The organism is Staphylococcus condimenti, assembly GCF_001618885.1.
GTDB classification, from domain to species: domain Bacteria; phylum Bacillota; class Bacilli; order Staphylococcales; family Staphylococcaceae; genus Staphylococcus; species Staphylococcus condimenti.
This window is the reverse complement of sequence record NZ_CP015114.1, coordinates 2,324,316-2,341,924: the sequence shown is the minus strand read 5'-3', so window position 1 is coordinate 2,341,924 and position 17,609 is coordinate 2,324,316. Positions and strand designations below refer to the sequence as shown.

At 34.4% G+C, this 17,609-nt stretch carries 20 protein-coding genes and 1 riboswitch; of the genes, 9 read left to right on the top strand and 11 right to left on the bottom strand.

Features of this window, described 5'->3' with window-relative positions; genetic code table 11:
- Positions 1-14: 14 nt before the first annotated feature.
- Positions 15-713, top strand: a complete 699-nt coding sequence (locus A4G25_RS11095) for a helix-turn-helix transcriptional regulator (RefSeq protein ID WP_047131457.1) — start codon at positions 15-17, stop codon at positions 711-713.
- 58 nt (positions 714-771) lie between these two features.
- Here A4G25_RS11095 and A4G25_RS11090 read toward each other — a convergent pair whose 3' ends face one another.
- A complete protein-coding gene (locus A4G25_RS11090; RefSeq protein WP_047131458.1) occupies positions 772-1,488 on the bottom strand; it encodes a CPBP family intramembrane glutamic endopeptidase in 717 nt (238 codons plus the stop codon).
- A gap of 104 nt (positions 1,489-1,592) precedes the next feature.
- Here A4G25_RS11090 and A4G25_RS11085 point away from each other — a divergent pair, with 104 nt between their 5' ends.
- Together A4G25_RS11085 and A4G25_RS11080 are read left to right on the top strand one after the other, a co-directional pair.
- Complete coding sequence (locus A4G25_RS11085) at positions 1,593-1,940, top strand: hypothetical protein (protein ID WP_047131459.1); 348 nt, start codon at positions 1,593-1,595, stop codon at positions 1,938-1,940.
- A gap of 286 nt (positions 1,941-2,226) precedes the next feature.
- On the top strand, positions 2,227-3,099 hold the full coding sequence (locus tag A4G25_RS11080; protein ID WP_047131460.1) for a MurR/RpiR family transcriptional regulator: 873 nt from the start codon (positions 2,227-2,229) through the stop codon (positions 3,097-3,099).
- A 46-nt stretch (positions 3,100-3,145) separates the two neighbouring features.
- Here the strand turns inward: A4G25_RS11080 and A4G25_RS11075 are convergent, their stop codons facing one another.
- Positions 3,146-4,537 (bottom strand): amino acid permease, encoded by a 1,392-nt coding sequence (locus A4G25_RS11075; RefSeq protein WP_047131461.1) that lies wholly within the window; start codon positions 4,535-4,537, stop codon positions 3,146-3,148.
- Between the two features lie 715 nt (positions 4,538-5,252).
- Between A4G25_RS11075 and A4G25_RS11070 the strand changes: the two genes are divergently transcribed.
- The 3 genes from A4G25_RS11070 to A4G25_RS11060 all read left to right on the top strand — a co-directional run bounded on the left by A4G25_RS11070 (position 5,253) and on the right by A4G25_RS11060 (position 6,673).
- Positions 5,253-6,074, top strand: coding sequence for a formate/nitrite transporter family protein (locus A4G25_RS11070; protein WP_047131462.1), 822 nt, complete (start codon positions 5,253-5,255; stop codon positions 6,072-6,074).
- Between the two features lie 66 nt (positions 6,075-6,140).
- A complete protein-coding gene (locus tag A4G25_RS11065; RefSeq protein WP_047131463.1) occupies positions 6,141-6,494 on the top strand; it encodes a hypothetical protein in 354 nt (117 codons plus the stop codon).
- The gene (locus A4G25_RS11060) at positions 6,491-6,673 is read left to right on the top strand and encodes a hypothetical protein (RefSeq protein WP_047131464.1); all 183 of its coding nucleotides are present in this window, start codon (positions 6,491-6,493) and stop codon (positions 6,671-6,673) included. Before A4G25_RS11065 ends, A4G25_RS11060 begins: the two co-directional genes overlap by 4 nt.
- Positions 6,674-6,728: 55 nt before the next feature.
- Here A4G25_RS11060 and A4G25_RS11055 read toward each other — a convergent pair whose 3' ends face one another.
- Both A4G25_RS11055 and A4G25_RS11050 read right to left on the bottom strand, forming a co-directional pair.
- Complete coding sequence (locus tag A4G25_RS11055) at positions 6,729-6,911, bottom strand: hypothetical protein (protein ID WP_047131465.1); 183 nt, start codon at positions 6,909-6,911, stop codon at positions 6,729-6,731.
- A 12-nt stretch (positions 6,912-6,923) separates the two neighbouring features.
- Positions 6,924-7,559, bottom strand: coding sequence for an HAD family hydrolase (locus A4G25_RS11050; protein WP_047131466.1), 636 nt, complete (start codon positions 7,557-7,559; stop codon positions 6,924-6,926).
- 223 nt (positions 7,560-7,782) lie between these two features.
- Between A4G25_RS11050 and A4G25_RS11045 the strand changes: the two genes are divergently transcribed.
- Complete coding sequence (locus A4G25_RS11045; protein ID WP_047131467.1) at positions 7,783-8,319, top strand: hypothetical protein; 537 nt, start codon at positions 7,783-7,785, stop codon at positions 8,317-8,319.
- A gap of 133 nt (positions 8,320-8,452) precedes the next feature.
- Here the strand turns inward: A4G25_RS11045 and A4G25_RS11040 are convergent, their stop codons facing one another.
- The gene (locus A4G25_RS11040) at positions 8,453-8,728 is read right to left on the bottom strand and encodes a GNAT family N-acetyltransferase (RefSeq protein ID WP_047131468.1); all 276 of its coding nucleotides are present in this window, start codon (positions 8,726-8,728) and stop codon (positions 8,453-8,455) included.
- 183 nt (positions 8,729-8,911) lie between these two features.
- On the opposite strand from A4G25_RS11040, the gene A4G25_RS11035 reads away from it, so the two are divergent.
- Positions 8,912-9,295, top strand: a complete 384-nt coding sequence (locus A4G25_RS11035; protein ID WP_047131469.1) for a (4Fe-4S)-binding protein — start codon at positions 8,912-8,914, stop codon at positions 9,293-9,295.
- Positions 9,296-9,802: 507 nt separating this feature from the next.
- On the top strand, positions 9,803-11,158 hold the full coding sequence (gene glpT, locus A4G25_RS11030) for a glycerol-3-phosphate transporter (protein ID WP_047131470.1): 1,356 nt from the start codon (positions 9,803-9,805) through the stop codon (positions 11,156-11,158).
- 58 nt (positions 11,159-11,216) lie between these two features.
- Here glpT and A4G25_RS11025 read toward each other — a convergent pair whose 3' ends face one another.
- From A4G25_RS11025 to A4G25_RS11000, 6 genes are all read right to left on the bottom strand, one after another.
- Positions 11,217-11,738, bottom strand: coding sequence for an SRPBCC family protein (locus tag A4G25_RS11025; RefSeq protein ID WP_047131471.1), 522 nt, complete (start codon positions 11,736-11,738; stop codon positions 11,217-11,219).
- A 158-nt stretch (positions 11,739-11,896) separates the two neighbouring features.
- Positions 11,897-13,210 carry a Na+/H+ antiporter NhaC family protein gene (locus tag A4G25_RS11020; RefSeq protein WP_047131472.1) on the bottom strand — a complete coding sequence of 438 codons (1,314 nt, stop codon included), beginning with the start codon at positions 13,208-13,210 and terminating at the stop codon, positions 11,897-11,899.
- A gap of 76 nt (positions 13,211-13,286) precedes the next feature.
- A riboswitch (SAM riboswitch) is annotated at positions 13,287-13,385 on the bottom strand.
- An 89-nt stretch (positions 13,386-13,474) separates the two neighbouring features.
- Positions 13,475-14,086, bottom strand: a complete 612-nt coding sequence (locus tag A4G25_RS11015) for a flavin reductase family protein (RefSeq protein WP_047131473.1) — start codon at positions 14,084-14,086, stop codon at positions 13,475-13,477.
- A gap of 181 nt (positions 14,087-14,267) precedes the next feature.
- Complete coding sequence (locus A4G25_RS11010; RefSeq protein WP_047131474.1) at positions 14,268-15,149, bottom strand: SDR family oxidoreductase; 882 nt, start codon at positions 15,147-15,149, stop codon at positions 14,268-14,270.
- 69 nt (positions 15,150-15,218) lie between these two features.
- On the bottom strand, positions 15,219-16,334 hold the full coding sequence (locus A4G25_RS11005; RefSeq protein ID WP_047131475.1) for an amidohydrolase: 1,116 nt from the start codon (positions 16,332-16,334) through the stop codon (positions 15,219-15,221).
- Positions 16,312-17,505, bottom strand: coding sequence for a SulP family inorganic anion transporter (locus A4G25_RS11000; RefSeq protein ID WP_047131476.1), 1,194 nt, complete (start codon positions 17,503-17,505; stop codon positions 16,312-16,314). The genes A4G25_RS11005 and A4G25_RS11000 overlap by 23 nt, the downstream gene beginning before the upstream one ends.
- Between the last annotated feature and the right edge of the window lie 104 nt (positions 17,506-17,609).

The following is a 17,609-nucleotide window of genomic DNA, read 5'->3' as shown; positions in this document are numbered from 1 at the left end:
GGGAGGTGGCATAAATGAATAAAGTTGAACGCCAAAATAAATTAATTCAATTTATTGAATCGAACGACCAATTAACTGCTGCACAACTTGCGAAAAAATTAGAAGTTTCTAAGCGAACAATTTTACGTGATATACAAGACCTGGAAAACCAAGGAGTTCAAATCATCGCAAAGCAAGGCGTACTTGGCGGATATCGCATTCAACCAGATCATTCACCCATCAAACTAGAATTGACCGAAGACCAAATGCTCGCTTTATTTATGACATTAAACGAAAGTCAGTCATACACAAAATTGCCTTACCACAAAGAAATCCAGCAACTTATCAAAAAATGTTTAAATCAACCAGCCACCCATATTCGTCGAATTTTAAAACGCATGGATCGATATATTAAATTCGAATCCAACCCTAACGAAGCCTTGCCGCATACTTTTTCTGATTTACTTATTTATTGTGCCGAACGTAATGTCATGTTGGCAGAATATGAATTGAATGGAACATTAGAAAAAGAAAATGTTATTTTTATTGGATTAATATGTCGCAAAGCAGACTGGAATGTCGTTATCTTTGATATCGGCCGAGGCAATACCAAAGAAATTTCAATTGCAGATATTAAAGATATTTCTTATTCTTTCCAAAAAACAGTTAAAACACATGACATCTCGATTTATAACTACCAGAAATTTTTAAATCCAACTGATTCTACAAACTGATCAGTTGGATTTTTTGCATTTATTAAGTTAAGAGTATATACATCTTTTCAACTTATATTCAGTTAAAAAATGCAGTAACGATAAATGAAACAAAATTATTAGCCATATGGATAAATATTGTTGCGCCTGTATTTTTACCTGATTTGAAGTATACATATACTAATGCAACTGCGATAATAAAGTATGAGCCAAATTCAAATGGCGAAGTTGCACCAATCACATGCATACCAGCAAATGCAACAGCAGAAATAATACCCATCACAATATAATTAAATTTCTTTCCTAATTCGCCAATAATTACATTTCTAAAGAACAGTTCTTCTACTACTGGCGCCAATATGACTACAAATAAAAAACTCAATGGTAAAAAAGCAGGGTTTTTAAAAAGTACATCTAAACTTTCTTCATTTTGAGTTTCTTTAAATCCGATACCTTCAGGCAGCATGGCCATTAGCTGATTATATAATGATTCTAATCCCATAACGATGAGGAGTACAATCACTAAAAACAACCAATGTTTTTTAATATATACAAATCCTGCGCGTAAACGACCAGGCATTTCTTGATAATGAAAATAATAAAAAACAGTTAAAACAACTATGTAACTCAGCATTTGTCCAATGGCACCTGCGCCGTTCAGTGTGTCTTCATTAAATGGTGCATGGAAGTTTAAAGCTACAAGTATCTCAATTGCAGAGAATATAAATATCCCTACAAGTGCAATGGGCAGCAGCCATAAATCTCTCCATGCAGGTTTATCTTTTCTTAAAACCATGATGGCCTCCTAAATAAAATTTCATTACAGTATAACGCTATTAATATATTATATTCTACCAATATTTTAATCACAAATATTTTTGCATAAGGAGATTACTTCACATGACTACAACATCTTTAATTGATATTTACAAAAATCTAGCATTTATTTTGAGTAAAAGCGAAGCGTATAATAGTGCTTTACTTCGTTCCAAACAAAAAGTAGCACAATCCAACATTTCTGAAATCAATAACTTTATACAAAAGGAATTAAAACAAATATCTACCACTTCAAGCACGCTTACTTATTTTGAAAAACGATATTTTGATGTGTTAAGCACTTTATCATTGTATCCTTTAACCACAATAGATGTTGGAGATTTTCAATATATAATTGCACAATGGCAGTCCCCTATTAATCAATTAATATTTGAAATCATAAACGCTTCAAATCACTCTCTTCCTACTTAATTATTAGTTTATTATTTTTGAAAATAGGTATTTTAATAGTAGTTGCAGTCAATTTAAAATTCACAATTGTCTAACTTAATAACGTATAGTACACTAGTTACAATTAACTTTATCATGTTGTAAGCACAGATGCTGGGAGGATATCTGACTTACTTTATTGGAAAATATAGCTCTATTATATTTTCTATTAGAATGATATTGGGAACACGTTTACTGCTATCTATGTATTTCACCAAGAACGATTAACTTTAAATATATTAGCTATTCCATAGAGCAGGTGGTTTTTATGACAAACATTTTATATAAGTTAGAATCTAAATACCCTTCTCTCACAAAAAGCGAGAAGAAAATAGCAGACTATATTTTGCGGCGTCCGCAACAAATTGTAGATATGACAACACATACACTTGCTGATCGAACAAGTACAAGCCCTTCGTCTGTTGTACGATTCGGATATAAAATTACAGATGGCGGCTTTCAAGAATTGAAAACGGAAGTTTCAAAATATATGTCTGCCCGCACAAAACCACGTCAACTTGAATTACAATCTAATGAATCACTCGATACAATTAAACGCAAAATGTTATCACGTACAACCCAAACATTGTGCAAAGTATCTGATGCAGTAGATGAAAATGACATTGATAAAGTTTGTGCCAGATTAAAACAAGCACGTACCGTTTTTATTTTTGGTTTCGGGGCTTCATACGTTGCAGCGAGAGATTTATTTCAAAAATTCTCTCGTGTTGGGATTAATGTTCATTGCATTGAAGGTGTGCATACATTAATTAATGTTATTGCCACACATGATGCAAGAGATTGTCTCTTTATCATTTCAAATAGCGGGGAACATAATGAATTAGAAGCCATTGCAAGAGTCGCATCAGACTATCATCTCTATTTGATTTCACTTATGGGTAATAAAGAAAATCCTATCACAAATTATACTGATATTGATTTGATTTATGGAGAAACAGATGAAAGTGAAGTACGTATGGCAGCGACCACATCACTTACTGCACAATTATTCATGATTAATGTTCTGTATTATCGCTATCTTTCATTGGATTTTTCAAATTCTCTGGATTTAGTCACTCAGTCAAAAATGGCTTTAAATAATTACAAAAAACATTTATCTAATATTGAATTTGAGCATTAAAAAAAGAGTTGAGACTTTTGTCCCAACTCTTTTTCTCTTTCATTGATTATTTTAAATGTTGATCTTTGTCTGGCAGTCTATCATAACCTCTAACAAAATAGAATGCTGTCATAAATGCTAAGAAGAGTAAACCGATGACAACTGATACAACTGTTTCTTTATTAAATAACATACCTACTAATACTAATAATAAGAAGGCAATTGTTAAATAACTTGCACCAACGCCGCCTGGCATTGTAAAAGGATGTCCTTGAACTTCTTCAGGATGCAATCTGCGGAAACGAATATGACTGATTAAAATCATAAACCAAGGAATCATACCTGGTAAAATAGATGCACTGTATACATATACGAAAATGCTGTCAGCGCCTTTGATAAACATTGGTAAAACGATATTTAAGATAACACCTACAAAGATACCGATTGCCATTGCTAATACTGGATAAACTGGCACACCATTTTTCATAACTTTCAAGAAAACTTTCGGTAATTGTTTATGCTGCGCTAATGTATAAATCATACGGCTCGCACTAAAGATACCTGAGTTACAACCTGACATTGCAGCAGTTAAAACTACAAAGTTGATTAAACCAGCTGCGAATGTAATACCTACTTTTGCAAATGTTTGTGTAAACGGACTACCGATATTGCCTAATTGATCCCAAGGATATACTGTTACGATTACAAAAATTGCACCAATATAGAAAATCAAAATACGCCAGATAACACCGTTAACTGCTTTTTTAATATTCTTTTGAGGATCTTTTGTTTCCCCTGCTGTAATACCTATCAGTTCTACACCTTGATATGAACCAACTACAATAGATAACGCAAAGAAGAATCCAACCCAGCCGTTTGGCATAAATCCACCATGCGACCATAAGTTTGAAAGACCAATTGCATGTCCACCGTTGCCTAATCCGAAGAAGATTAGACCGAAACCAGCAATAATCATTAAAATAATAGTCACAATTTTAATCATTGCAAACCAGAATTCAAATTCACCAAATGCCTTAACCGACACTAAGTTTGCTCCTGCTAATAAAACAATAACAATAATACCAGGAATCCATTCTGGTAAGTTCGGGAACCAATATCTCATGTATTCTCCGACTGCAATAACTTCACTCATACCTACAACAACCCATTGGAATATATTACTCCAAGCTGTTAAATAACCCGCAACTGGATGAATATAATCACTTGCAAAGTTCGCAAATGAACCTGTTGTCGGATGTAAATAAACCATTTCTCCCATGGCACGCATTACTAAAAATAAAAATAAACCTACGATTAGATAAGCAAAAATAACTGACGGGCCTGTCCATTTAATTGTACTTGTCGCACCCATAAACAAACCAACACCGATTGTGCCGCCCAGTGCAATCATTTGAATCTGTCTAGAACTTAATCCCCGTTGCAATTGAGTTTCTTCCATTAGAAAATACCCCTTCTCTTTTACAAAATTTCCAGGCTTAGCTTGTTTCTTCGATATTTCAGCCCCTAATTCTCATTCTTGCTTCGCAATACTTTAATCCGGTTCCCCTTTTTCTGTCTGAAGATTGCGACAAATTACGCACTAATTCTCTTGTCATATCGAAAGTAGCTTCTATGCCTAATGAGCTTAATTATACTATAAACTTCTATGATGAAAACATAAAAATTACACTTTTATGTATGCGCTTTCATTTTTTTATTTGCAATCAAATTGCAACATAGTCACCATAGGAATTCGTGTAAATTGCACTCATAAAAATATTAGTCCTTATCAGCTTAAAAATAACTTAAAATACCCATTATTGATCTTTTATTATTTTCATGCCTTTTTATAAGAGTTTCATATTATTTTGATATTATAGCACGTCTTTTGTTTAACTTGCAATCTGACTTTTTGAACTTTCGGTATAATAGTTTGTTATCATTCTTTTAGAATTCTTTCTTTTTTATTATATTTACTAAGTTGCTCGGAATTTAAAATACTTCTAATACCTTAATTCATGTGCTTTACCCAAATTTTCATAGATTTAATGTTCTTATTCACGAAAATGACATATTCTAAAAAAAATTTCAAAACTTATTTGTGAAAGTATTCACAAAAATACCTTCACACCTTATACTAAATCTTGTATTTCACAATGTTAGGAGAAAGCAAGATGAATGAAAAGAATATTCGTTGGGATAAAGTTTTTTATGGACGTCAGTGGGTTAAAGACGTCGTTTCAACAATTCGTACGAAAGATGTACTGCAAGCTACATTTATGCGCCGTTATTTACTTCGTGCGATGATGGCCGGTTTTATTATTAGTATTATTTCAGTCTTTGTACTCGCAATCAAAGCAAGCTTAATCGATCATACTAATGCGGGAATCGTAAATATTGTCGGCGCGATTGCCTTCAGTTTTGCGTTGGTGCTGATTTTATTTACAAACTCTGAGTTGTTAACCAGCAACTTTATGTATTTTACAGTAGGAATGTATTATCGTGTTATCAAACCTTGGCGGGTATTCAAAATATTTATGCTGTGTTTCCTAGGTAACATATTAGGCGCATTGGTTTTCTTCTTAATATTGCGTATGAGTGATAGTATGACTCCTGATATGATGAAACAGCTTTCTGAAGTGATTCATCATAAAACAATGACTGCAAGTTTCTTGCAATTGTTAGCTAAAGGTATTTTTGCCAACTTCTTTATTAATATCTCATTAGTAATTGCGATGCAGATTGATGATATTTTAGCTAAAATGTTTGTCATGATGTTCGGTGTAGCCGTATTCGCATTTATGGGTTACGAACACGTAGTTTATAATGCGTGTCTATTTATCGGCGGTATTGTCTATAATGTTGATGTTTTACATTTCTGGCCTGCTGTGCTCAATATTATCGCTGCATTTATTGGTAACTATATTGGTGGCGGTCTGATTATTGGTCTATTTTATGCTTTCTTAAATGATCATCATCAATTCGAAAAAGAATGATTTATATAAGTCCTTTCTATTGATATGTTATAATTTGACTAATCATGTTGAAAGGAGACGTCAGTAATGTCTAAACAACTTGTCTCTCGTGCTATCTTATATACATTTATCTTCGGAGCATTATTCTTTTTCTTGAATCGCATGGGCAGTCAAGCTCCTTTGATGCATACTCTGTTGCTGTCTATTGGTGCAGCACTTGTCTTCGGGATATGTTATATTGCAATGTTTAGTGCGTTGACTTCTCCTGCTAGAAAAATAAAATTTGGTATTGTCCTTCCTATTACAGTTATTCTTGGTATCGTAATCGGCCAATTAACTGGTCATATGAAAATCGGGGTAGGCACCGGTGTAATTATCGGAATTATCATCGCCTTTCTCTGGGACTTGTTATCAAAAGATAGAAATGGAGATTCTGAATGAAAATAATACTCATTATACTCGTAATCATTCTATTAATTGCAAATCTCATACCGAATTATATAATGTATAAACGCTTAAAAGAAAATGGCGAAGCAACATCACGCCGCGCTTTAATGATAGGTATAGATGCAATATTGCTTTTATTAGTCGTAGTAGGATTATATTTCGCAACAAAATAAGAAAAACAAAGAGACTTGCTTTTGTTGATAATATCAGCATAAGCAAGTCTCTTTTTTATAATTTTCCTTTTAAAATTAAGATATAACATATATATGCAGTAATGAGATAAATCGTTGATCCTACCATAAACGCTCTGAAACGAACATTCATCGGTATTTTTTTATTAAATATCGGTCCCAATACCAAATTGCCAATCGCAATAATGATAGGCCCTGCAAGGAAAAATAAAATAATCATAGTTTCACCTGCTTAATTAAAAAATTCAGTATCTATTTGGTCAGCAGTCATATTCTTACCTGCTAATTGCAGTCCATCAAAATCCATTAATTCTGTCATAGCATTTGTGTTAACAACAACGCCAAGTCCTGCTGCTTCAGCTGCTGTTGCACCATTCACTGAATCTTCAATTGCTAAGCAGCTGATAGGATTTAAATTCAAACCTTGTACTGCTTTCAAATATAAATCCGGTGCTGGTTTTACTTCATCCACATCTTCTCTTCCAACAATCACTGACATTCGCTCTGGTAGATTCAAAGACTCTAAAGCCGGTTGTATATTAGAACGACTGCTGCTTGTAGCTATTGCCATTGGAATACTTTTCTTTTCGAGACTTTCCATCAACTTTCGAACGTTTTCAATCATAGGTAAGTGGGTGCTGTTTGTATGATGGTCATCATATAGTGCTTTTGTTTCTTTTTTTCCAATTTCATTTTCTAAATATGTATGCAATTCAGAAGCGGCACCACCGATAGATGCACGATAATAATCAAGAGAAATAGGCGACTTCCCATGCATTTCTAAATGTCTATTAATTGTATCGAATAGATGTTGTTCTGTATCAATAATTGTCCCATCAAAGTCGAATACAACTGCTCTATATTTCATCTCTAAATACTCCTCCAATATGATTTAGATTTAGCTTTATCTTATCATATATTATTTCTATTAAGTTCATTTAGGCTCGTTCATTTCCAGTATAGATTCGTACAAAAGTCCTAGTGAAATTTCAATTAAAGCGTGGTAAAATTTAAATGAATTTGAAACAGCACGTATTAATATTACCTCTTTTGAAATCAAATCCATCTTACATCTCCTGGAGGAATCGTCTATGTTTTTAGATAAATATGACACATTTATTATTAATATCGGAAACTTATCGACATGGCTAAAACGCAGACACCTACTCAACGAATGCAAACAACTTCAAAGCAGTCACGCTGTTCAAACTGAATTCATGAAAATCAGACAACAGCTTGTATTGAAAGTTCATATTTCTAAATGCAACTTGCCTTATTTTATCAGTTTCCTTAGTTTCCATAATTATCCTATTTACCAAGTCTTACCTTTATCTCAAAAAGAATTTATTTTCCAAACTGAAGCAAATATTGAAGCAATGATGCATTTCAAACTTAAAATCGATGGCTTACAAGATGTATTCATTAAAGACAAGATTATTGACATTATGCAGTTCATGACGCACCAAGAAGATATTAATTATATTTTGACACAACAATATATCGACATTTCTTGTACACCAAAAGTTATTTCTAAATTAATTCATGCATTAGCTACCCAAAACATTGATGTCTTATGTGTGAACTACCGTCCAAGAGTTGCTCAATATAAGCACAGCACAATTTCATAGTAGTTAATTTTTAGAATGTTTCTTCTCGAGAAATGTTCTTTTTAGAATTTGATATTTAAAAGACGATGAAAACATCTATATTTTTCATCGTCTTTTAAATTTATCTATATTTTTCTTCAAAATTTTTATCAATCTATTTCTTTAACACATCTGCATATTCAGGTGTTTTATCAAATACACTTTTCGCAAACGGACATAAAGGCACAATTTTTTTATTTGTTTCTCTAGCATAATTTACTGCAGCTTCAACCATTTTATAACCCGCACCTTGTCCGCGTAATTCATCTGAGACTTCAGTATGATCGATAATGAACATTTCCGGATTTGTAGGAACATAAGTCATTTGTGCTTTAAAATTATCTTCATTTTCTCCAATGTAAAACTTATTCGTACCATGTTTAACTTCCACCGTCTTCACTCCTTCAATATATTAGGTTTATCATACACATTGCGTCAAACAAAAACAATAAATAACTATATAATCCACAATACATAAATATAATCATATCATGCTAATTCGTATAAATTTTAAACCTTAATAAAATGTGGTATTTTAATTTTAATATATACCCTAATTTGAGGAGTGTTAAAAATGATAAAAACTTATACTAGTGAGAATATTGATGTTTCTTTTGACCCTAATCGATGTATTCATGCCGCAGAATGTGTAAACAATTTAAATCAAGTATTCGATACCAAAAAACGTCCATGGATTGATCCAGAAAAGGCAGAAGCAGACGACATTGCACGCGTAGTAGAGTTATGTCCAAGTGGTGCTTTAGAATATGACAGAAAAGATGGAAAACCTAACGAACATCATGAGCAAACCGAAATCTCGATTGCTGATGACAATAAAATCATTATTAAAGGCGATTTCACTTTAAATAACAATGGTAAAACAATGCATTTAAATCGTGCTATCCTAAAAGGCGGCCAAAATGTTAAAGAAACCCCTTTTTATTCATTAAATGACTAATAGAAATATTAAGCAGTAGCAAAATCATTCAAATTTTTTCTAACCCTAATATAAAGAAGATTTTCATATTTACGATGGAAGTCTTCTTTTTCATTATGAGGACATTTTGAACTTATTAAATCTTTATTATTACCATTAATAATCGTAATTATAGCGTTTTTAGTAGGTCTAGTAGAAATAAAAAAGAATAATAATATCATTAGATATCTTTTCTGTCTTTCTAGACATTGTAATAACTTGTGTAATTAATGGACTAGCCTTTTACAGAATCAAAAAATTTGGTTCTTGAGCTAATTAGATTTTGATTGAAATTAACAACAAGCAAAGGCGTTTAAAGATGATAATGAAGATATAAAACCACTTCTGAATATCCAAGATGAGCCTGACTTCAACTTATGAATTTCTAAAATAATCTGCCACTATTATGTAAATTTCATGGAAGCGTTGTCTTTTTGTAAATTAAATATTAAAATAGTGTTAATGTTTTGTAAAAAAGGAGGCGTTTCTATGTTTAATTTTTTAAAGCCCCCTTCTCCCCGGAAACCTTTACCGAGTGATGAAGTGGACAATACATATAAAAAATTAAGGTTTCAAGTGTTTTTAGGGATTTTTATCGGTTATACAGGATATTATTTGCTGCGTAAAAACTTTTCATTAGCAATGCCAGATCTAATTGACCAAGGATTCAGCAAAGGTGAGTTAGGTATTGCACTATCTGCTGTTTCCATTGCTTATGGTTTCAGTAAATTTGTAATGGGGATGGTCAGTGACAGGAGTAATGCGCGTGTGTTCTTAAGCCTCGGCTTAATTTTAACTGCCATCGTCAATTTACTTCTTGGTTTTGTACCGTTCTTTACATCTGGAATTCTGATTATGTTTATCATGCTCTTCTTAAATGGATGGTTCCAAGGCATGGGCTGGCCGCCATCTGGACGTGTCTTAGTGCATTGGTACAGCGTAAGTGAGCGTGGCGGTAAAACTGCTTTATGGAATGTTGCACATAATGTCGGCGGCGGTTTAATGGCTCCGATTGCAACATGGGGTATTTCTATGACTGCACTTTATAATTTCGGCTACTTAAAAGGCTTTGAAGGTGCATTTATCTATCCTGCTGTATTCGCAATTGTTATTGCTATTATTTCTTTCTTTTTAATTAGAGATACACCTCAATCTCAAGGTCTTCCTCCTATTGAAGTATATCGCGATGATTATCCGAATGCGTCAAAAGAAACAATGGAAACAGAGTTGACGACAAAAGAAATATTATTCAAATATGTCTTGAATAACAAATGGGTGTGGGCTATTGCATTTGCAAATATTTTTGTCTACTTTGTACGATACGGAGTATTGGATTGGGCGCCAGTCTACTTAAGCGAAGAAAAACATTTTGACATGAAAGAATCAGGATGGGCATACTTCTTGTACGAATGGGCTGGTATTCCTGGAACATTATTATGCGGATGGCTATCTGATAAGTTATTCAAAGGACGACGTGGCCCTGCAGGTTTCTTCTTTATGTTAGGTGTAACTATTTTCGTGCTAATTTATTGGTTGAATCCAGCTGGTAACCCTTGGATTGACAATCTTTCATTAGTTGCTATCGGTTTCTTAATCTATGGTCCTGTTATGCTGATTGGTTTACAGGCACTTGATTATGTACCGAAAAAAGCGGCTGGAACTGCGGCTGGTTTAACTGGATTATTTGGTTATCTATTTGGTGCAGTGATGGCAAATATTGTACTTGGGTTTGTTGTTGATCACTTTGGCTGGGATGTGGGCTTTATTTTATTAACAATTATTAGCTTACTTGCAATGTTCAGCTTTATTTTAACTTGGAACAAACGCGGACAAGAAACAGTATAATACATGAAAAGAAGCGGTACATGTTCACTATATTAGTGATGTACCGCTTCTTTTTCATTTAAAATTCTTCTTGTTCCTTCTGCATCTCTGTCAAAATATCTTGTAATTTCACAAACATATTTTCAAATCCATGTGCAGTTGAATCATGATATTCTTTTTTTTGTTGTTTATATTCCAACGTTGTCCAGCGTCGTTCTTTCGGAACAACAGCAGTATATCGGAAATTCATTTGTGTAATATCAGAACCTGGTTCACGCTCAAAGATTTCAACTTCAATAGTATCTTCTTTATCACTAAGCTCAGGCATTCCGATTGTCATCACAATACGATTCGGTGCTTCTAATTCTTGATAAACACCTGTAATTTTATTGATTTTGCCATTTCGTTCATCAACGATTTCATAACGTCTGCCTTCTTCTGGAATGAGATCTATAGATTTATTTGATCGATTCGATGTCATAAACCAACGTCTCATAATATCCGCATCTGTCCATGCTTGATAAATCAATTCAGGATTGATACGCATTAATCGTTCCAAAGAAATAACTACCACATCATTTTCTATGTTATATCTTGCCACTCTGTCGTCACCTACTTTCACACTCAACATTATTTTAACGCATTTCTCGCACATAAGCCAAAGTAATCAATCTGAAAAACCTTATGGAATGTACTGTTTAATACAAGTATTGCAACATGATTACTTTAACATTTTTCTTGTGTGAAAGTAAAAATTAATTATGCTGCTTTTTTATCTTTCTTTTTATTCAATCGTGGCAAATTGAAAACAATTGCTACTAAGCCACTCACACCAAGTATAATTGGATATATCGAATAAGGCATCAACATAAATGGAGAAATACCTGCTACACCTGCTGCTGCAATAACTTGAGGACTATAAGGTAATAATCCTTGGAAACAGCTACCGAAAATGTCTAAAATACTAGCTGATTTTCTAGGATCGATATCATATTCATCAGCAATATTTTTAGCCAATGGACCTGCCATCAAAATTGAAATTGTATTATTAGCAGTAGAAATATCTGCTGCACTGACTAAACTTGCAATCCCAATTTCTGCACCGCGTCTAGATTTTACCCGGCTTCTAACAAAATTCAACAGCCATGTAATACCGCCATAATGTTGAATTAATCCAATTAAACCGCCAATCATTAATGCGATAATCGCAATGTCTTCCATACCAATCATACCTTCAGAGGCTGCTTTTAAGAATTTTATCCAGTTAAATGAACCGTCTAACAGTCCAATAATACCTGAAAGTATTGTGCCTCCGATCAATACAATGATGACGTTGATGCCAATAAGTGCCAAAATCAATACTAATAAATATGGAATTACTTTTACAAGATCAAAATCATAATCTTTCGAACTGCTGATTGTTGCACTGTGGGTCAATACACCTAAAATAATCATCGATATAATCGCTCCAGGCAATACAATCCGGAAGTTCACTTTAAACTTGTCGCTCATACGTGTATTTTGTGTACGAACAGCAGCAATCGTTGTATCAGAAATCATGGACAGATTATCACCGAACATCGCTCCGCCTACTACTGTCGCCATTGCAAGCGCAGATGGAATATCAGTAGCCTGACTAATTCCAAATCCTACAGGTGCAATCGCAGCAACTGTACCTACTGATGTCCCCATGGAAATAGACACAAACATACAAATGACAAATAAACCGATAATCAACAAGTTTCCTGGAATGAGTGATAAACCAAGATTAACCGTTGATTTTACTCCGCCCATATCTTCAGTCACCTTAGAAAAGGCACCTGCTAACACGAAGATGAGAACCATTAAAATAATATTAGAATGTCCTGCACCCTTAGTAAAAACTTCAACTTTATCTGCAAATTTTTGTTTGCGATTCATAAGTAATGCTACAACCACTGCAATCGTAATCGCAATATTCAACGGCATTTTAGTAAAATCACCTGTGATAATACCGACCCCTAAAAATAAACCGACAAATACTATCAAAGGAATCAGTGCCCAAGCATTACCTTTCTTTTTCTCTTCAGCCATGTTTTCTTCTACACCTCTCATTTGATAAATAAAAAGTCCTTTTTTCTCAGCTAAGAAAAAAGGACAAATATTTAATATCTTATCTCTTAGCAATTATCGCTATGGGATTTGGCACACGCATTTCCATGTTGCCGAGGCTTCAAAGTGCCCTTCACTCCACCTCTCTTGATAAGCAATATTTATTTTTAAATTTTGAATCTTTTTAAACTTATCACGCAAACCGATTTGCGTCAATCGTCAAAAGTTTAACTATTTATTAATAGATTATTCAGTAGGACGTTGAATCACAAACTCTTCTCCTAATTTCGCATAATCATTGCCTGCTAAACGACCTACAGGCTGTAATGCTTTTACATCAATCTTGTATGGATCCATATAGACATCATCATCTATATGGTATTGTACAACGCGTCCGATTATTAAATCATTTCCTGATTCGTCATCTCCTAATTCAATAAGACGATCTAATTTACATTCAAAACGGATGCTTGCACCTTCTATCGCCGGCACATCTACTATACTAGAAGGGACTGTTTTAAAATCAGTACGTTCTAGCTCATTTTCTTCTGGCGCTAGAGGCGCTGCTGTCTCATTAATCCCTTCAATCATTGAAAGTTGAGAAATGTGTACAACAAACTCTCCCATCGTTTCGATATTTACTGATGTATCTTTACGTTTGCCATTGAGATGTCCTGTAGAAATCATAATCATTGGTGGATTACTGCTTACCACGTTAAAGAAGCTAAATGGCGCTGCATTGATATTGCCTTCTTTATCTTGAGACGTCACAAAAGCGATTGGACGCGGCAGCACACTTCCGCTCAATAATTTATAATTGTCTTTTTGAGTTAACTCATTTGGATCAAATTGCTTCATACTTGCACCTCACTCAATTTATATTAGTGTCTTAATCTTAGAAAAAATGATAAATAATTACCAACAAACTGTTTATATCTCAAAACTTAATAACGAATGACAGTCTTGACCGCAATCTTAAACCCCCGACTTTTTGTCGAGGGTTGTATATTCAAAATATATTCTTTTATCAATTTTTGTCTTAGTTAATTTGTTTGCCGCCTGTCACACCATACACTTGTCCAGTAGTATAACTTGATTCATCTGAAGCTAAAAGTACATACGTGCTGGCTAATTCAACAGGTTGTCCAGAACGTCCCATCATTGAGTGTTGACCGAATTCTGGAATTTTATCTTGAGGTTGTCCGCCTGAAATTTGCAGAGGTGACCAGAATGGACCTGGTGCAACTGAATTAACACGGATGCCTCTTTCGATTAATTCTTTCGCAAGACTTTTTGTTAATGAAACAATCGCTGCTTTTGTTGCTGCATAGTCATGCAATAATGGATTAGGATCATAGCCTTGAATAGACGTTGTTGTTGTAATTGTAGCGCCTGGTTGTAAATATTCTAAAGCTTTTTGTACTGTCCAGAAAATAGGATAAACATTAGTTTGGAAAGTGTTTGTAAAGTCTTCTGTTTTAAAATCTTCAAATTTTTCATGATATTGCTGATAACCTGCAACTAATGTGACATTATCTAATCCGCCTAGTCGATCATTAGCAAATTCTACAAGTTCATAGTTAAAGTCTTCATCCGTAATATCACCTGGCAGTAAATAAACAGTACCGCCTTTATCTTCGATAACACGTTTCACATCTTGTGCATCGTCTTCTTCTTTTGGATGATAGTTAATTACAACAGATGCGCCTTCTCTTGCATATGCAATTGCGACAGCACGTCCAATTGCTGAGTCACCACCTGTTACTAACATTTTCAAACCTTCTAAACGACCATGTCCTACATAAGATTCCTCACCGCAATCTGGTTTAGGCTCCATATCTTTTTGAAGTCCTGGCCAAGGTTGTTCTTGTTTTGGAAAATCTTTATCTGTAAATTTTTTACGTGGATCTTGAAGTGCCATTCCTATCACTCCTATTTTGGTTTGATAGTTTTCTTATACCCTTCATGTCAAAATCCATTCATACACACATTAAAATATTTTTTGAATTAATTCTACAAGATAGTCAGGCGCTTTTTCTAAAATACGTTCGTCCGGACTATATTTAGGATGATGTAAATCATAATTGCTTTCAGAACCTATGAATGCAAACACACCAGGTACCGCATCACTCATTGCCGAAAAATCTTCTCCGATTGTTTTAGGTTCTGTCAGATGTTTGATTTGATATCCTGTATTTTCTGCAGCTTCAACCGCCTTTTGTGTTAATACTTCATCATTTATAACAGCATTCGGCAAGTGAATATACTCTAAATTAATCTCAGCATTAAATGCTTTCGCAAGTCCATCACATAATTTTTGCAAGCGTTCTTCAACTTTCTTTCTCGTTTCTGCACTAAAAGTTCGCACTGTTCCTTGCATGTATGCTTGATCAGGGATGACATTCCATGTATTGCCTGCTGATACTTCACCGATTGTGACAACTGCTGAATCAAATGCTGAGATATTTCGGCTGACGATAGATTGAACACTAGTCATCAGCTGGCCTAAGATAATCATTGGATCATTGCTTTCTTCCGGCTTTGCTGCATGTCCGCCCTTACCTTGAATATGAATCGCAAAACGGTCTACTGCTGATGTCATCGCACCAGTTTTTATCGCAAATTCACCGATTTTTAATGTGGGATCATTATGAAATCCTGTGACTGCTTTTACACCGTCTAACACACCCGCTTCTACCATTTGTTGTGCACCGCTTCCTACTTCTTCAGCTGCTTGGAATAAAATACGCACACGCCCGGGCAATGTTGCTTCTTGTGCCTTTAATTTCATCGTTGCTGCTAAGATAGTAGCCATATGAATATCGTGTCCACATGCATGCATTACGCCTTCAGCAGTTGATTGAATATCGCTTTCGTTTTGTTCTATTATCGGCAATGCATCAATGTCTGTGCGTAAAGCCACAACTGTATCCCCTTGACCTACTTCAGCAACAAGACCAGTTTGAAGCGGATAGTCTACAATTTTAATATTATTTTCCTCTAAAATATGACGAATACGTTTTGTAGTTTCAAACTCTTTATATGATACTTCTGGATAACGATGAAATGTACGTCTCCATTCTTTAACTTGATTGATGTCTGTCATCTTTATCCCATCCTTTTTTGAAAAAATTAACGATAAAATAGATAATTGTCCCGGAAATGACACCGAAAGCTAAGTTGTTTGTAGTCAAAGTGACAATCATTGTGATTAAAATAGTCGCTGTATTCTGAACAGGCGCTTTTTTAATTGCTATCCAAGTTCTTCTGTCAAAAGTGTTAAATGCGATTGATATTAAAACCGTAGCCAACACTACCATGGGAATCAATGAAATTACAGGACCTAATACATAGATAGTGAGCAATAAGAAAAATGCCGTGACTAAAGTAGAAAAACGTGCTGTAGCCCCTATTTTCACATTAAATTTAGATTGTCCTACTAATGCACTGCCGCCAAAACCACCAAACAAACCAGAAGCAAAATTAGCTAATCCTTGTGCCATAGATTCTTGATTTTCATTGCTTCTTACATTTGTTAAAACATCTAACGCTTTAGCAGTTAAAAGAGATTGCAGTGTACCGACTATCGCCATCGTCAATCCATAACCAAGAATAACTGATAAAGCATGTGTATTAGTAAATAACGGCAGAACCTCCCATTGCAACTTCGGAATCACCACATGAATATCTGCTAAATCATGCACATATTTCAAATGAGGGTGAATTGTATGTGCGATAATGGTTAAAATAATAATTGAAATAAGCGGTGCTGGTATAAATTTAATCCAGCGCGGTACAAGCCAAATGATTAAAAAAGAAAGTATCGCAAAAATGTATGTTGCAGTTGAAATACCGAATATACTCGGCACCTGAGAAGACATTAAAAGTAGCGCTAATGCGTTCATAAAACCAATAACAACTGCTATAGGGATACGATCAATCAACCAACCTACTTTAAAGATTCCAAATAGTATTTGTAAAACACCCATTACCATACTGGCAGCAATTAAATACATCGGTCCATGGCTGGCTACAAGCGGTGCTGCTACTAAAGCAATACCGCTGCTTGGACCAGTAATCATCAATGTACGTCCGGCCGTCAGACTGAGTACTATCGTCATAATCCCCATACTCAATAAGCCGATAGATGGATTCATGCCGACTATAAATGAATAAGCAATCGCACCAGGCAATGCTGAAAGAGCAATTAGAATACCTGCAAATACGTTATCTTTAATATTTCCTTGCCACTCTTCTGCATAACGTTCAACTCTCACGATTGCTCTCCCCTTCTTTTTCTATATTCCTATATCTTAACATAGTTGTCAGAATATTTTAGAGAACAGAACTTAAATACACATCAAAAAAGAGCTGCAATACT

What these genes read in the sequence shown, in the direction of transcription:
- A4G25_RS11095 (WP_047131457.1), top strand. Translation starts at nt 15, where the DNA reads ATGAATAAAGTTGAACGCCAAAATAAATTAATTCAATTTATTGAATCG.
- A4G25_RS11090 (WP_047131458.1), bottom strand. Translation starts at nt 1,488, where the DNA reads ATGGTTTTAAGAAAAGATAAACCTGCATGGAGAGATTTATGGCTGCTG.
- A4G25_RS11085 (WP_047131459.1), top strand. Translation starts at nt 1,593, where the DNA reads ATGACTACAACATCTTTAATTGATATTTACAAAAATCTAGCATTTATT.
- A4G25_RS11080 (WP_047131460.1), top strand. Translation starts at nt 2,227, where the DNA reads ATGACAAACATTTTATATAAGTTAGAATCTAAATACCCTTCTCTCACA.
- A4G25_RS11075 (WP_047131461.1), bottom strand. Translation starts at nt 4,537, where the DNA reads ATGGAAGAAACTCAATTGCAACGGGGATTAAGTTCTAGACAGATTCAA.
- A4G25_RS11070 (WP_047131462.1), top strand. Translation starts at nt 5,253, where the DNA reads ATGAATGAAAAGAATATTCGTTGGGATAAAGTTTTTTATGGACGTCAG.
- A4G25_RS11065 (WP_047131463.1), top strand. Translation starts at nt 6,141, where the DNA reads ATGTCTAAACAACTTGTCTCTCGTGCTATCTTATATACATTTATCTTC.
- A4G25_RS11060 (WP_047131464.1), top strand. Translation starts at nt 6,491, where the DNA reads ATGAAAATAATACTCATTATACTCGTAATCATTCTATTAATTGCAAAT.
- A4G25_RS11055 (WP_047131465.1), bottom strand. Translation starts at nt 6,911, where the DNA reads ATGATTATTTTATTTTTCCTTGCAGGGCCTATCATTATTGCGATTGGC.
- A4G25_RS11050 (WP_047131466.1), bottom strand. Translation starts at nt 7,559, where the DNA reads ATGAAATATAGAGCAGTTGTATTCGACTTTGATGGGACAATTATTGAT.
- A4G25_RS11045 (WP_047131467.1), top strand. Translation starts at nt 7,783, where the DNA reads ATGTTTTTAGATAAATATGACACATTTATTATTAATATCGGAAACTTA.
- A4G25_RS11035 (WP_047131469.1), top strand. Translation starts at nt 8,912, where the DNA reads ATGATAAAAACTTATACTAGTGAGAATATTGATGTTTCTTTTGACCCT.
- glpT (WP_047131470.1), top strand. Translation starts at nt 9,803, where the DNA reads ATGTTTAATTTTTTAAAGCCCCCTTCTCCCCGGAAACCTTTACCGAGT.
- A4G25_RS11020 (WP_047131472.1), bottom strand. Translation starts at nt 13,210, where the DNA reads ATGGCTGAAGAGAAAAAGAAAGGTAATGCTTGGGCACTGATTCCTTTG.
- A4G25_RS11015 (WP_047131473.1), bottom strand. Translation starts at nt 14,086, where the DNA reads ATGAAGCAATTTGATCCAAATGAGTTAACTCAAAAAGACAATTATAAA.
- A4G25_RS11010 (WP_047131474.1), bottom strand. Translation starts at nt 15,149, where the DNA reads ATGGCACTTCAAGATCCACGTAAAAAATTTACAGATAAAGATTTTCCA.
- A4G25_RS11005 (WP_047131475.1), bottom strand. Translation starts at nt 16,334, where the DNA reads ATGACAGACATCAATCAAGTTAAAGAATGGAGACGTACATTTCATCGT.